The 14,351-nt window shown below is 70.7% G+C and carries 17 protein-coding genes; 15 read left to right on the forward strand and 2 right to left on the reverse strand.

What is annotated here, in order from left to right:
- The first annotated feature begins 98 nt into the window (after positions 1–98).
- From ABZ887_RS02820 to ABZ887_RS02870, 11 genes are all read left to right on the forward strand, one after another.
- On the forward strand, positions 99–386 hold the full coding sequence (locus ABZ887_RS02820; RefSeq protein WP_361282161.1) for an ArsR family transcriptional regulator: 288 nt from the start codon (positions 99–101) through the stop codon (positions 384–386).
- Positions 387–415: 29 nt separating this feature from the next.
- A complete protein-coding gene (locus ABZ887_RS02825; protein WP_361282163.1) occupies positions 416–1,369 on the forward strand; it encodes an SMP-30/gluconolactonase/LRE family protein in 954 nt (317 codons plus the stop codon).
- Between the two features lie 69 nt (positions 1,370–1,438).
- Complete coding sequence (gene crcB, locus ABZ887_RS02830) at positions 1,439–1,900, forward strand: fluoride efflux transporter CrcB (protein ID WP_361282165.1); 462 nt, start codon at positions 1,439–1,441, stop codon at positions 1,898–1,900.
- On the forward strand, positions 1,897–2,277 hold the full coding sequence (locus ABZ887_RS02835) for a DUF190 domain-containing protein (protein WP_361282167.1): 381 nt from the start codon (positions 1,897–1,899) through the stop codon (positions 2,275–2,277). Before crcB (ABZ887_RS02830) ends, ABZ887_RS02835 begins: the two co-directional genes overlap by 4 nt.
- Entirely contained in the window at positions 2,274–2,648 is a 375-nt protein-coding gene (gene crcB / locus ABZ887_RS02840; protein ID WP_361282169.1) for a fluoride efflux transporter CrcB, read from the forward strand. The genes ABZ887_RS02835 and crcB (ABZ887_RS02840) overlap by 4 nt, the downstream gene beginning before the upstream one ends.
- Before the next feature lie 72 nt (positions 2,649–2,720).
- Entirely contained in the window at positions 2,721–3,557 is an 837-nt protein-coding gene (locus ABZ887_RS02845; protein ID WP_361282171.1) for an undecaprenyl-diphosphate phosphatase, read from the forward strand.
- Between the two features lie 182 nt (positions 3,558–3,739).
- Positions 3,740–4,417, forward strand: coding sequence for a FadR/GntR family transcriptional regulator (locus ABZ887_RS02850; RefSeq protein WP_361282444.1), 678 nt, complete (start codon positions 3,740–3,742; stop codon positions 4,415–4,417).
- Positions 4,414–5,853: an amino acid permease gene (locus tag ABZ887_RS02855; RefSeq protein WP_361282173.1), complete on the forward strand. Its 1,440-nt coding sequence runs from the start codon at positions 4,414–4,416 to the stop codon at positions 5,851–5,853. The genes ABZ887_RS02850 and ABZ887_RS02855 overlap by 4 nt, the downstream gene beginning before the upstream one ends.
- Positions 5,854–5,896: 43 nt before the next feature.
- A complete protein-coding gene (locus ABZ887_RS02860; RefSeq protein WP_361282175.1) occupies positions 5,897–6,913 on the forward strand; it encodes an asparaginase in 1,017 nt (338 codons plus the stop codon).
- A 110-nt stretch (positions 6,914–7,023) separates the two neighbouring features.
- A complete protein-coding gene (aspA, locus tag ABZ887_RS02865) occupies positions 7,024–8,427 on the forward strand; it encodes an aspartate ammonia-lyase (protein WP_361282177.1) in 1,404 nt (467 codons plus the stop codon).
- 45 nt (positions 8,428–8,472) lie between these two features.
- Complete coding sequence (locus ABZ887_RS02870; protein WP_361282179.1) at positions 8,473–9,402, forward strand: glutaminase; 930 nt, start codon at positions 8,473–8,475, stop codon at positions 9,400–9,402.
- Positions 9,403–9,430: 28 nt separating this feature from the next.
- Here the strand turns inward: ABZ887_RS02870 and ABZ887_RS02875 are convergent, their stop codons facing one another.
- Positions 9,431–10,654: a glycosyltransferase gene (locus tag ABZ887_RS02875; protein WP_361282181.1), complete on the reverse strand. Its 1,224-nt coding sequence runs from the start codon at positions 10,652–10,654 to the stop codon at positions 9,431–9,433.
- 149 nt (positions 10,655–10,803) lie between these two features.
- Positions 10,804–11,559, reverse strand: a complete 756-nt coding sequence (locus ABZ887_RS02880) for a helix-turn-helix domain-containing protein (RefSeq protein ID WP_361282183.1) — start codon at positions 11,557–11,559, stop codon at positions 10,804–10,806.
- 232 nt (positions 11,560–11,791) lie between these two features.
- On the opposite strand from ABZ887_RS02880, the gene ABZ887_RS02885 reads away from it, so the two are divergent.
- From ABZ887_RS02885 to ABZ887_RS02900, 4 genes are all read left to right on the forward strand, one after another.
- Complete coding sequence (locus tag ABZ887_RS02885; RefSeq protein ID WP_361282185.1) at positions 11,792–12,457, forward strand: DUF4097 family beta strand repeat-containing protein; 666 nt, start codon at positions 11,792–11,794, stop codon at positions 12,455–12,457.
- 122 nt (positions 12,458–12,579) lie between these two features.
- A complete protein-coding gene (locus ABZ887_RS02890; protein ID WP_361282446.1) occupies positions 12,580–12,681 on the forward strand; it encodes a hypothetical protein in 102 nt (33 codons plus the stop codon).
- Positions 12,678–12,980, forward strand: a complete 303-nt coding sequence (locus ABZ887_RS02895) for a KUP/HAK/KT family potassium transporter (protein WP_361282187.1) — start codon at positions 12,678–12,680, stop codon at positions 12,978–12,980. The genes ABZ887_RS02890 and ABZ887_RS02895 overlap by 4 nt, the downstream gene beginning before the upstream one ends.
- A 225-nt stretch (positions 12,981–13,205) precedes the next feature.
- Positions 13,206–14,315, forward strand: coding sequence for a DUF475 domain-containing protein (locus tag ABZ887_RS02900; RefSeq protein WP_361282189.1), 1,110 nt, complete (start codon positions 13,206–13,208; stop codon positions 14,313–14,315).
- The last annotated feature ends 36 nt before the right edge of the window (positions 14,316–14,351 follow it).

Below are 14,351 nucleotides of genomic sequence, written 5' to 3' on the forward strand. Positions count from 1 at the left end.
GATCTCGGACAACGCGCCCGACTCCCTGACGTGGGGGCTTCGGCTGCGGGACAGTGGGAACACACACTGCGAGGAGGCAGGAACGGAGGCCCGGTCGGATGCTGAGGAAGCCCACGAGCGCAAGCCGCCTGGAGATTCTGGACTGGCTCAAGGATCCGGCGGCCCACTTCCCGCCCCAGCGCCACGCCGATCTCACCGAGGACGGCGTCACCGTCCGGGCCGTCGCCGCCAAGCTCGGGGTCTCCCGGAAGGTCGCCGGCTCCCATCTGGGCCTGCTGGCCCGTCTCGGCCTGCTGCGTACCAAGCGCATCCGGTACCGCGTCTACTACCGGCGTGACGAGATCCGGATCGCCGAAGTGGCCCGGATGTTCGAGAAGGGCTGGTGAGACCGGTTCCGCCTGCCACCATGGGACTCATGGACCGACCCACGCGCCTCGTCCCCCTCCACTACGTCGCCATCGGCGGCCGGGGCCCGGAGGACGTGGTGACCGATCCGGACGGCGGGGTCCTGACCGGCGTCGAGGACGGCCGCATCCTGCGCCTGGACGGACTCGGCGACCCGGACACCGCCCGGGTCCGGACGCTCGCCCGCACCGGCGGCCGCCCGCTCGGGCTCGACCTCCTCCCCGACGGCGACCTGCTGGTCTGCGACGCGGAACGCGGCCTGCTCCGCGTCGGCCTCGACGACGGTGCGGTCCACGTCCTCGCCGACACGGTCGAGGGGGAGCCGCTGCGGTTCGCGAGCAACGTGGTCGCCCTGCCCGACGGCACCGTGTACTTCACCGCCGCCAGCCGCCGCTTCCCGCTCGACCAGTGGGTCGGCGACATCGTCGAGCACAGCGGCACCGGCCGCCTGCTGCGCCTCGCGCCGGGTGCCGGCACGGCCGAAGTGGCCTGGGAGGGCTTCCAGTTCGCCAACGGGCTGACCGTGAGCGGCGACGGCACCTTCCTGGTCGTCGCCGAGACCGGCGGGTACCGCCTCACCCGCTACTGGCTCACCGGCCCGCGGACCGGCAGTGCGGAGTTCTTCGCCGAGCTTCCCGGCATGCCGGACAACATCTGGCGCGAGGACGACCTCATCTGGGTCGCCCTCGCGGGCCCGCGCAACCCCCCGCTCGACCTCCTCCACCGCGCCCCGCTCGCCGTCCGCCGGGCGGCCGCCCGGGCCGCCGTGCACGCCCCCTACCGCCCCGTCGGCACCGTCGCCGTCCTGGCGCTCGACGACCACGGCCGGGTCGTCCACCACATGGCCCGCCGCAACTCCGGCTTCCGCATGGTCACCAGCGTCTGCCGGACCGGCCGCCACCTCGTCCTCGGCAGCGTCTGGGAGCCCGGTGTCGCGGTCTGCGCGGCCCCCACCGCGAAGTGACCGCCGGGTACGCCCGGCGGTACCCTGAGGCACCCGTCAGGGGCGGTGCCGAACAGGAGACGTACGACCATGACAGCCCCGGAAGCCGAGAGCCTCCGTGTCCAGCCGAGCCCCCAGCGGCGGCCCGAGTGGCGTGCCCAGGCGCCGGTCGTCGCGGTGGTCGCGGCCGGCGGCGCGATCGGCGCCGTGGCCCGGTACGCCCTCGCCCTGGCCCTGCCCACGGCCGCCGGGGGATTCCCCTGGGCGACCTTCTGGACGAACGTCATCGGCTGCGCGGTGATCGGCGCGTTCCTGGTCCTGATCACCGAGGGACTTCCGGCGCACCGCCTGGTCCGCCCCTTCTTCGGCACCGGCGTCCTCGGCGGCTTCACCACCTTCTCCACCTACGCCGTCGACATCCAGAAACTGGTCGACCACGGCCGGCCCGGCACCGGCCTCGCCTACCTCGCCGCGACCCTGTGCACGGCCCTCGCGGCGGTGTGGTGCGCCGCGACCGTGACCCGTCGTGTCCTCACCCGGAGGCAGCGATGACGAGACTGACCGGCCGTGCCCTGCGCCTGACCGTCTACATCGGCGAGGACGACACCTGGCACCACAAGCCCCTCTACACGGAGATCGTGCACCGGGCGCACACGGCCGGACTGGCCGGAGCCAGCGTCTTCCGGGGCATCGAGGGCTTCGGCGCCTCCTCCCGCATCCACACCTCCCGGCTGCTCTCCCTGAGCGAGGACCTGCCGGTGGCGGTGGTCGTCGTGGACACGGAGGAGCGGGTCCGGGCGTTCCTGCCGCAGCTCGACGAACTGGTGACCGAAGGACTCGTGACTCTGGACGACGTCGAGGTCATCAGGTACGTCGGCCGGGCCGACGACACCGGCAAAACGGACGTGAAGGGTAAGAAGTCGTTGTGAACTGGCTGTTGGTGGTCCTCGGCGCCGTCGTCGGTGCTCCGCTGCGCTATCTCACCGACCGCGCCGTCCAGGCCAGGCACGACTCCGTCTTCCCCTGGGGCACCTTCGTGGTGAACGTCACGGGCTGCCTGATCCTGGGCCTGCTGACCGGCGCCGCATCGGCGGGAGCGGCGAGCCCGCACCTCCAGCTGCTCCTCGGCACCGGGCTCTGCGGGGCGCTGACGACGTACTCGACGTTCTCGTACGAGACGCTGAGGCTGACCGAGACCGGCGCGGGGCTCTACGCTGCCGCCAACGTCGTCGCGAGCCTCGTGGCGGGGCTCGGGGCGGCCTTCGCCGGGGTGGCGGTCGCCCAGGCCGTCTGGGCCTAGGACTTGCCTCACACCCGCCCGTTGTAAGACTGTCTACAGCACTGTCGACCAAACTCTGCAGAACTGGATCCCATGAGCGCCATCTCCGTCGGTCAGGCCGCCGTCCTCGGGGTAGTCGAGGGGGTGACCGAGTTCCTTCCCGTGTCCTCCACCGGCCACCTCAAGATCACCGAGGGGCTCATGAACATCCCCGTCGACGACCAGTCCGTCGTCGGGTTCTCCGCCGTCATCCAGGTCGGCGCCATCGCCGCCGTGCTCGTGTACTTCTTCAAGGACATCAAGCGGATCGTCTCCGCCTGGGGCCGGGGACTGGTCAACAAGAACGAGCGCTACCACCACGACTACAAGTTCGCCTGGTGGGTGATCGCCGCGACCATCCCGATCGTCGTGGTCGGCCTCGCCGCCAAGAAGCTCGTCGAGGGGCCGCTGGGGTCCCTGTGGGTGGTCGCCGGCTCGCTGATCGTCGGCTCCGGTGTGATGTGGGCCGCCGACCAGATGGGCCGCCACAAGCGCGGTGAGGACGACACCTCCTTCAAGGACGCGATGCTGGTCGGCTGCTCGCAGATCCTCGCCCTGCTCTTCCCCGGCTTCTCCCGCTCCGGCGCCACCATGTCCACCGCGCTCATCCTGGACCTGGACCGCGTCGCCGCCACCCGCCTCTCCTTCTTCCTCGGCATCCCGGCCCTGACCGGCGCCGGCATCTACGAGCTCAAGGACGCGCTCGGCGCGGGCGTGGGCGCCGCCCCGCTGGCCGTCGGCACGATCGTCTCCTTCGTGGTCGCCTACGCCTCCATCGCCTGGCTGCTGAAGTTCGTCGCCAAGCACTCCTTCAACGCGTTCGTGATCTACCGGATCGTGATCGGCCTGGCGCTCTTCGGCCTCCTTGCCGCGGGCACCATCAACGCCTGACGGCCGCCGTCCCACGAGTCACAGCTCCGCCACGGGGTGTGATGCCTGCATTCAGGCATCACACCCCGTGAATGTTTCCTTTCCGGAAACCTTGACAGCGTCCTCACGCAACCCGGAACATCTCACCCGTGAACCTGTCAGACAGCCCGACAGCCGGACAGCCCCCGCGGCGCGTGAGCGCCATGGAGGCGGTACTGGCGCACCTGCGCGCCGCCATCGAGCGCGGCGAGTACGCCGTGGGCGACAAGCTCCCCTCCGAGGCGGAGCTCTGCCGCACCCTGGAGATCAGCAGGCCCGTCCTGCGCGAGGCCCTGCGGGCCCTGCAGACGATGGGCCTGACCGTCTCCAAGACCGGCAAGGGCACCTTCGTGGTCGCCAACGCCGTCGAGGACCCCACCTTCGGCGACTACGCCGCCAGCGACCTGCTCGAAGTGCGCCGGCACATCGAGATCCCGGTCGCCGGGTACGCGGCGCTGCGCCGCACCCCGGAGAACCTGGACCACCTGGCCCATCTGCTCGACCGCATGGAGCGGGAGACGGACACCACCGCGTGGGTCGCGATGGACACCCTCTTCCACCTCGCCGTGGCCGAGGCCGCCCAGAACCCGGTCTTCCGCCGGGTCATCGAGGAGATCCGGGACGCGCTGGCGCGTCAGTCGGCCTTCCTCAACGAACTGGGCGGCCGCCGCGAGCAGTCCAACCGGGAGCACCGGGCCATCGTCGAAGCGCTGACCGACGGTTCCGAGATCGACGCCGTGGACGCCATGAGCCACCACCTCGACCGCGTCGAGACCACCCTCACCCACATCGTGCGCCCCACGCGCACGGACCAGCACAAGGAAGGCGGAACCGAGGCGTGAGCGAACAGCACCTCAAAGACGAGACGCGCCCCTCGTCCCGTCACGTCGACGCCGGGGACCACGGCTACAGCAAGTCGCTGAAGCACCGGCACGTCAACATGATCGCCATCGGCGGCGCCATCGGCACCGGCCTCTTCCTCGGCGCGGGCGGCCGCCTCGCCGACGCAGGACCCTCCCTCTTCGTCGCGTACGCGATCTGCGGAGTCTTCGCCTTCCTCGTCGTACGCGCCCTCGGCGAACTCGTCCTGTACCGCCCGTCCTCCGGCGCCTTCGTGTCGTACGCCCGGGAGTTCCTGGGCGAGAAGGGCGCCTACACCGCGGGCTGGATGTACTTCCTGAACTGGGCGACCACCGGCATCGCCGACATCACCGCGGTCGCCACCTACACCCACTACTGGGGGATGTTCTCCGACATACCCCAGTGGGTGATCGCCCTGATAGCCCTGGCCGTGGTCCTCACCGTGAACCTGATCTCGGTCAAGATCTTCGGCGAACTGGAGTTCTGGTTCGCGATCGTCAAGGTCAGCGCCCTGGTCATCTTCATGGTCATCGGCATCTTCCTGCTGGTCACCCAGCACCCCGTGGACGGCACCACCCCCGGCCCGTCCCTGATCACCGACAACGGCGGCATCTTCCCCAACGGCCTGCTGCCCATGCTGCTGATCATCCAGGGCGTCGTCTTCGCCTACGCCTCGGTCGAACTGGTCGGCGTCGCCGCCGGTGAGACCGAGAACCCCGAGAAGATCATGCCCAAGGCGATCAACTCGATCATGTGGCGCGTGGGCCTGTTCTACGTCGGCTCGGTCGTCCTGCTCTCGATGCTGCTGCCCTGGAACAAGTACACGGCGGGACAGAGCCCCTTCGTCACCGTCCTCTCGCACATCGGTGTCCCGGCGGCCGGCGGCGTGATGAACCTCGTCGTCCTCACCGCGGCCATGTCCTCGCTCAACTCCGGCCTCTACTCCACCGGCCGCATCCTGCGCTCCATGGCCGTCAACGGCTCCGCCCCCAAGTTCACCGCCAAGATGAGCCGCACCCAGGTCCCGTACGGCGGCATCCTGCTCACCAGCGGCATCTGCGTCCTCGGTGTCGGCCTCAACTTCGTGGTCCCCGCCGACGCGTTCGAGATCGTCCTCAACTTCGCGGCGATCGGCATCATCTGCACCTGGGGCATGATCATGCTCTGCCACCTGCTCTTCTGGCGGAAGACCCAGAACGGCGAGCTCACCCGCCCCGGCTACCGACTGCCGGGCTCCCCCTGGACCGAGATCGTGACGCTGGCGTTCCTCGCCTCCGTCCTGGTCCTCATGTACGCCGACGGCGGCGCCGGACGCACCACCGTGCTGTGCCTGCCGCTGATCGTCGCCGCGCTGGTCGCCGGCTGGTACGCCATCCGCCGTCGCCTCCCGCGCACGCCCACCGGAACCGACGCGTGAACCGCGCCCCGGTCCGTCCCACCTCACCCGAGACCAGGCAGTGATGCAGAGCAGTTCCCCCGCGGACGCACCCATCGTCCGTGAACCCCTCCACGCCCCCGTCGCCCACCTCATCCGCGGCGGGGTCGTGGAGGGCATCCACTACGGCTCCGTCGTCGTCCTCGGCGCCGACGGGGAGGTCCAGTTCCAGCTCGGCGACATCGAGGCCGCGTTCTACCCGCGCTCGGCCCTCAAGCCCGTCCAGGCCGTGGCCATGCTGCGGGCCGGGCTGCCCCTCGACGGCGACCTGCTCTCGCTGGCCGCCGCCAGCCACTCCGGCGAGGAGCGGCACCTCGCCGGGACCCGGCGGATCCTCGACCTCGCCGGACTGACCGAGGCCGACCTGCGCAACGTCCCCGACATGCCGTACGACCCGGCCGTGCGGGACACCTGGGTGCGGGAGGGACGGCAGCCGTCCCGCCTCGCCCAGAACTGCTCCGGCAAGCATGCGGCGATGCTGTGGACCGCGAAGCTCAACGGGTGGTCCCTGGCGGACTACCTGGAGCCCGAGCACCCGCTGCAGCAGGCGATCGCCGAGATCGTCGAGGACCTGACCGGGCAGCGGGTGGCGGCGACGACCGTGGACGGGTGCGGGGCGCCGCTGTTCTCCATCTCCCTGCACGGGCTGGCGCGTGCGGTGTCGCGGATCGTGTCCGCCGCGCCGGGTACGCCCGAGGCGCGGGTCGCCGACGCGATGCGGGAGCACGCGGAGATGGCGTCCGGCGCGGGGCGGGACGTGGCCGCGCTGATGGCGGCCGTGCCGGGGCTGCTGGCCAAGGACGGCTTCGAGGGCGTCGAGGTCGCGGCGCTGCCGGACGGGCGGGCCGTGGCCGTGAAGATCGCCGACGGGGCGAACCGGGCGCGGGTTCCGGTCGCCGCGGCGGCGCTGGCCAGGGCCGGGGTCGATCCGGAGCTGCTGACCGAGTTCGCCGGGGAGGCGCTGCTCGGTGGTGGCAGGGAGGTCGGGCGTGTGCGGCCCGTTCGCTCCCTGGAGCCGGTTTCGGTGTCGGCCTGCGCCTAATGGGACGGGCTGAGTTGTCGTTGGGCGACTGCGGGCCGGATGTGGCTGGCCGCGCAGTTCCCCGCGCCCCTAAAGGGGCGCTTCACCCTCACTCTCTTGAAACAGGACCCATGACTGTTCGCAGCGAACACGATCTGCTCGGCGACCGTGACGTGCCCGCCGACGCCTACTGGGGTGTGCACACCCTGCGGGCCACCGAGAACTTCCCGATCACCGGTACGCCGATCTCCGCCTACCCGCACCTGATCGACGCCCTCGCCGCCGTCAAGGAGGCCGCCGCCCTTGCCAACGAGGAGCTGGGGCTGCTGGCGCCGGAGAAGGCCGCGGCGATCGTCGCCGCCTGCCGGGAGATACGGGCCGGCAGGCTGCACGACCAGTTCGTGGTCGACGTCATCCAGGGCGGTGCCGGGACGTCCACGAACATGAACGCCAACGAGGTCGTCGCCAACCGGGCGCTGGAGCTGCTCGGGTACGAGAAGGGGCAGTACGAGCACCTGCACCCCAACGAGGACGTCAACCTCGGTCAGTCGACCAACGACGTCTACCCGACCGCCGTCAAGATCGCCACGGTCTTCGCGGTGCGCGGGCTGCTCAAGGCGATGGCCGTGCTCCAGGACTCCTTCGGGCGCAAGGCCGTCGAGTTCCGTGACGTGCTGAAGATGGGCCGCACGCAGTTGCAGGACGCGGTCCCGATGACCCTCGGGCAGGAGTTCTCCACCTTCGCCGTGATGCTCGACGAGGACCGCAGCCGGCTCGCCGAGGCCGTCGAGCTGGTTCATGAGATCAATCTGGGGGCGACCGCCATCGGGACGGGGCTCAACGCGCCCGCCGGATACGCCGAGTCGGCCCGCCGGCACCTCGCCGGGATCACCGGGCTGCCCCTGGTCACCGCCGCCAACCTGGTGGAGGCGACCCAGGACTGCGGGGCGTTCGTCCAGATGTCCGGCGTGCTCAAGCGGATCGCGGTCAAGCTCTCCAAGAGCTGCAACGACCTGCGGCTGCTGTCGTCCGGGCCGCGTGCGGGGCTCGGCGAGATCAACCTGCCGCCCGTGCAGGCCGGCTCGTCGATCATGCCGGGCAAGGTCAACCCGGTGATCCCCGAGGTCGTCAACCAGGTCGCCTTCGAGGTCATCGGCAACGACGTCGCCATCACCATGGCCGCCGAGTCCGGGCAGCTCCAGCTCAACGCCTTCGAGCCGATCATCCTGCACTCCCTGTCGAAGAGCATCACGCACCTGCGGAACGCCTGCCTGACGCTCGCCGAGCGCTGCGTGGACGGCATCACCGCCAACACCGAGGTGCTGCGGGCGACGGTCGAGAACTCCATCGGCCTGGTCACCGCCCTCAACCCGTACATCGGGTACACGGCGGCCACCGACATCGCCAAGGAGGCCCTCGTCACCGGCCGCGGGGTCGCCGAACTCGTCCTGGAGAAGGGCCTGCTGCCCGCCGAGCGGCTCGCCGACCTGCTGCGTCCCGAGGTCGTCGCCGGCAGCGGATCGCCCCTCGCCTGACCTGCGAGTACGCGCCAGGACCGGCCCGGAGGCACAATAGTGATCATGACAATGACGTCGTCCCAAGCCTTCCTGCCGGTCCTGGAGCGCATCGCCGAGGAGATAGAGCGCACGCCGGGCCGCGGCCGCCCCGCCGACTACATCCCGGCGCTCGCCGCCTGCGACCCCCGCAGCTTCGGCATGGCCGTCGCCGAGCTCGACGGCACGGTCTACGGCGTCGGCGACTGGCGGCAGCCCTTCTCCACGCAGTCCCTCACCAAGGTCTTCACCCTCGCCCTCGACCTGGCCCGCGAGGGCGACGAGCTCTGGGAACACGTCGGCCGCGAGCCTTCGGGCAACCCGTTCAACTCCCTGGTCCAGCTGGAGTACGAGCAGGGCATCCCGCGCAACCCGTTCATCAACGCGGGCGCCCTCGTCGTCACCGACCGTCTCCAGACCCGTACCGGAGACGCGGCCGGCGAGCTGCTGGCCTTCCTGCGCGCCGAGAGCGGCAACACCTCACTGGACTTCGACAAGGGGGTCGCCGCCTCCGAGTCCCAGCACGGCGACCGCAATGCTGCGCTGGCGCACTTCATGGCCTCCTACGGCAACATCGACAACGAGATCCCGGTCCTCCTCGACCAGTACTTCCGTCAGTGCTCCGTAGCCGCCTCCTGCGCCGACCTGGCCCTGGCGACCACCTTCCTGGCCCGCCACGGCATCCGCGCCGACGGTACCCGCCTCCTCACCCGCAGCCAGGCGAAGCAGGTCAACGCGGTGATGCTGACCTGCGGGACGTACGACGCGGCGGGCGACTTCGCGTACCGCGTCGGCCTGCCCGGGAAGAGCGGGGTCGGGGGCGGCATCATCGCCGTGGTGCCGGGCCGGTGCGCACTGTGCGTGTGGAGCCCCGGCCTGGACGAGCGCGGCAACTCGGTGGCGGGCGTGGCGGCACTCGACCGCTTCACGACGCTCACGGGTCTGTCGGTGTTCTGAGACGTTCGGCCGGTGATCCGGCGCCGGTTCAGGCGGGCATCGGCGGTGTTCCCCGGCCGACGGTGTCCAGCAGCAGTTCCGCGGCCACCGCCGCTCCGTCGGTGCGGATGCCGTCGGCCACGGCCCGCGCGCGGGCGACGGTCTCGGGGGCGAGGGCCGTGGCGAGTGCGGCCGACAGGGACTTGGTGGTCGGAGCCGGCCCGTCGTGTGCCGCGCCGATGCCCAGGGCGGCGACCCGGCCCGCCCAGTAGGGCTGGTCCGCCGCCTGGGCCACCACCACCTGCGGCGCTCCGGCCCGGGCCGCCGTCGTCGTGGTGCCGGCGCCGCCGTGGTGCACGATGGCGGCCACCCTGGTGAACAGCGCCTGCTGGTTGACCTCGCCGACGACGAAGCAGTCGTCCCGGTCGTCGATCAGGGCCAGTTCGGCCCAGCCGCGGCCGACGAGTGCGCGGCGGCCGTGCGCGCGGACCGCCTCGATGGACACCCGGGCGATGTCCGCCGAGACGCCCCGCATGCTGCCGTACCCGACGAACACCGGGGGAGCGCCCGCGTCCAGGAAGGCCAGCAGGTCGTCCGGCAGCGGGCGTTCGTCCGGCAGGATCCACGCCCCGGTGTGCACGAGACCGAGTTCGGGGGTCTCCCGCCACGGGCCCAGGACCGGGTCCGACGCCAGCCATGGCCGGTCGGTGAAGATGAAGCCGTGGACGTCGTCCACCGGCGGCAGGCCGACCGAGGCCCGGTGGGCGTTGAGGGCCTCGCCGTGCAGCGTGTTGAAGGTCCGGGCGTTGAGGTCCCACAGCGCCCGGTTGTCGGTCACCTCCGGAGGGAACGACTGGCCCGGCAGCAGCGCGGGGGGCGCCTGGTACGGCGACCGCAGCAGGAACGGGCAGAACGTCGCGTACACGTAGGGGATGCCGAGTTTCTCGGCCGCCGACCGTGAGGAGAAGTGCGCGAGCCCGGTCGCCAGGAGGGCGTCACACCCCTCGGCGGCCGTGACGACCGTGTCGAACTGCGCGGCCAGCTCTGCCGCCCGCCGGGAGGCGGCCGATTCCGTCGACGGTGCCGCAATGGTGCCCATCGGCCTGCCGACCGCCACCACTTCCACGTCGGCCCTGGCCAGCAGCCGGGCGAACACCTCGTCGGGCGGCGCGCAGACCCGTACCCGTGCGCCGAGTTCCCGCAGCCGCACCGCGAGCGCCACCAGCGGTTCGACATCTCCGCGCGACCCATACGTCGACAGCAACACACGCACTACGCGACTCCCGTTTTCGCAGGTACTGGCCTCGGTCGGCGATTCTGCGGCCTGCCGGGGGCCTTGCCGCAAGCCCCCCGGTGCGCTATACGTTGAGCACGGCAAGGAGGCGGAGTCCCCTTGCCGTTGTCGGTCTTCGGGACGGCTGTCTATGCGCGGTCCCGACTCGGCTCGGCGTCGTCGTCCGAGGTGGTCCCGGGTCTGGTGTGGAGGACCTCGCGGGCCTGTTCCGCGGCGCGGGTGATGCTCTCGCTGACGAAGTCGAGGAAGCGGGCGACGTTCTCCAGGCGGTTGGCGGCCGGGGTCCGGGGGCCGAGGACGGTGATGCCCCGGCGTGCGGTGTCGGCGACCTGGGCGGTGCCGCGGGCGCTGGCGATCATCGACTGGTACCAGATGTCGTCGTCGACGATGTAGCGCTCGCGGCGGCCCTCGCCCTGTTCCCGGCGGGCGAGGCTCTGGCTCTCGAGGAACGCGATCGCCTTGGAGACGGACGCCGGGCTGACCTGGAGCCGTTGGACGAGTTCGGACGCGGTGAGGCTCCCCGAGTCGGTGAGGGTGATGGCGGCCATCACCCTGGCCGGCATCGCGGTCATGCCCGAAGCCATCATGACGGTGGTCAGCGTCTCCTCGTACTCCCGCACGGCCTCGGGGTCGCGTCCGTCGGCCGACGAGGGCACCTCGGCCCCCCGGGGCGCGGCCGGCCGGCGCCGGTGGGCCCGGCGTTCGGTGGCGCGGTGGGCGAGGTCGGCGCGGTAGGCGGTGGGGCCGCCGTTGCGCATCACCTCACGCGTGACCGTGGAGGTCGGACGGTCGAGACGGCGGCCGATCTCGGCGTAGGCGAGGCCGTCGGCCAGCCCCAGCGCGATCTGCCGGCGTTCCTGCTGGGTGAGTCTGCCTCCCGGCATCGCGATCTCCTTCGTGCCCCATGGCGGTCCCTGCTGTCCCCAGCGTAGCGTTCATCCCCAATTCATTGCAACGAATGTGTCGTCGTCGTTGCATTTAGCTCGAAGCTCAATGCAACACTTTGACGGCTTTGAACTGCTAAGACTTAGGTTTTTTGCAACAAGCATGTTGCTGCGATGGTGAATGCAACGTAGCTTTTCGTTCATCGGAAACACCGAGTCACGGGAGAAGACGATGCAGAAGTTCGACACCCCCGCCCCGATCTCCGCCGTCCTGGACATCCCCGCCGGGCGCGTCCAGCTCATCGCCGCGGACCGCGCCGACACCACCGTCGAGGTCCTGGCCGCCGACCCCTCCAAGAGCCGCGACATCAAGACCGCCGAGCAGACCACCGTCACCTACGCCGACGGAGTCCTGCGGGTCACGGCCCCGGCTTCCGGCAACCAGCTCTTCGGCCCCTCCGGATCCCTGGAGGTCACCGTCCGGCTGCCCGCCGGCTCCGGCGTCGAGGCCAGGACGGCCGCCGCCGAACTCCGTGGTGTCGGACGCCTCGGCGACATCGCCTTCGAGGGCGCGTACCGCCAGATCAAGATCGACGAGGCCGCGAGCCTCCGCCTCACCGCGACCGACGGCGACGTCGAGGTCGGCCGGCTGGGCGGCCCCGCGGAGATCAGCACCGCACGGGGCGACATCCGGATCGGCGAGGCCGGCCGCGGCACGGTCGTGCTCCGTACCCAGGACGGCGACATCTCCGTCACCGCCGCCGGCGGCGTCTCGGCCGCCCTGGACGCCGGAACCGGCATGGGCCGCGTCAGCAACTCCCTCAAGAACGACGGCACCACCGAACTCGACATCCGTGCCACCACGTCCCGGGGCGACATCACCGCCCGCAGCCTCTGAACACGCAGCACCCGCGCGGCCCTCGACAGCCGAACCCGAGGGCCGCACCGCCCGGGGCCGTCCGCGTCGACGCCCCCGGTGCACCGGGCGGACTACACGTCCCGTGGACCAACTGGTTGCTGATGGTCTCGGTCCTCACCCTGGTCTTCGCGTTCCGCAGCTCCGCGGCGCTGGCCTTCGCCTTCGGCGTGGCGGTCACCGGCACCATCACCACCACGTCATGACCACCTGGCAGCGCGGCCGCGAGCTCGTCACCGCCGAACGGGCGCGTCAGGAAGGCTCGTTGGCCGAGTTCGTCGACCACCTTCGCAGCGGTGAGGTCCCGACGATCCGGATCCCGGGTACGGCGGTCTTCCTCAACCGGGGCAAGGAGACCGCGCCGCCGGCGATGCGGGCCAACGTGGAGCGCAACCACGTGCGCCACGACCACGTGGTGATCCTGTCCCTCGAAACCGAGCCCGTGCCCCGGGTTCCGGACGACCGGCGCAGTGCCGTCGACGCTCTCGGACACGGCGACGACTGAGGGGCGGTGGCAGCTCGACGAGGCGTCCTACATCACGGCCGATGCCGCCGAGTACTTCGGGCTGCCCCGTGACCGGACGGTCATCATGGGCTCGCACATCGACGTGAAGGCGACCGCCGGCCCCCGTACCGGGACCGGGCCACCTCGCGGACAACCGGCCGTGATAGACAACGCCGTTGTGAGGGTCGGCCGCCGACGGCCGCGGAACGACGGGAGAGTGCAGCCGTGCTGTTGAGGACCTTTCGCTGGGCGTTCCTGGTCACCGCGGTCGGCCTGGCCGCCGGGGTGCTGTACGACGGCTGGGCCGCCCTCGGGATCGTGGCGATCCTGGCCGTCCTGGAGGTGTCCCTGTCGTTCGACAACGCTGTCGTCAACGCCGGGATCCTGAAGAAGATGAACGCCTTCTGGCAGAGCGTCTTCCTCACGGTGGGTGTGCTCATCGCCGTGTTCGGCATGCGGCTCGCCTTTCCCGTCGTCATCGTCGCCATCACCGCCAAGCTCAATCCGTACGACGCGGTGAACCTGGCGCTGACCGACAAGGACCGCTACGAGCAGCTGGTCACCGACGCCCACCCGGCGATCGCCGCCTTCGGCGGCATGTTCCTGCTGATGATCTTCCTCGACTTCGTCTTCGAGGACCGGGACGTCCAGTGGCTGGGCTGGATCGAGCGCCCGCTGGCCAGGCTCGGCAAGGTCGACATGCTGTCGGTCTGCATCGCCCTGATCGTCCTGCTCGGCACGTCGTTCACCTTCGCCGCCCACGCCCACCAGCACGGCGGCGCGCACGCCGACAAGGCGCAGACGGTGCTGGTCTCCGGCATCGCCGGTCTGATCACGTACCTGGTCGTGGGCGGTCTGTCGGGCTACTTCGAGAACCAGCTGGAGGAGGACGAGGAGAGCCAACGGCGGGGCGGGGGCCCGGCGGTGCTGCTGGCCGGCCGGGCCGCGTTCTTCATGTTCCTCTACCTGGAGGTCCTGGACGCGTCGTTCTCCTTCGACGGCGTGATCGGCGCCTTCGCCATCACCAACGACATCGTGCTCATGGCCCTCGGCCTCGGCATCGGCGCGATGTACGTCCGCTCGCTCACCGTGTACCTGGTCCGGCAGGGCACCCTGGACGACTACGTCTACCTGGAGCACGGCGCCCACTACGCGATCGGCGCGCTGGCCGTGATCCTCATGGTCACCATCCAGTACCAGATCAACGAGGTCGTCACCGGCCTGGTCGGCGTCGTCCTGATCGGCTGGTCGTTCTGGTCCTCCGTCCGCCGCAACCAGCGGCTGGAGGCGGCCGAGACAGGGTCGGAGACCGCCGAAGCGGTGCGTGTCCCCTAGGACTTCCGGCACGCGGACAGCCGGGAGAACGCCGGA

Origin of the sequence: Streptomyces sp. NPDC047061, assembly GCF_040643955.1 — a bacterium.
In the GTDB taxonomy this organism is placed as follows: Bacteria; Actinomycetota; Actinomycetes; order Streptomycetales; family Streptomycetaceae; genus Streptomyces.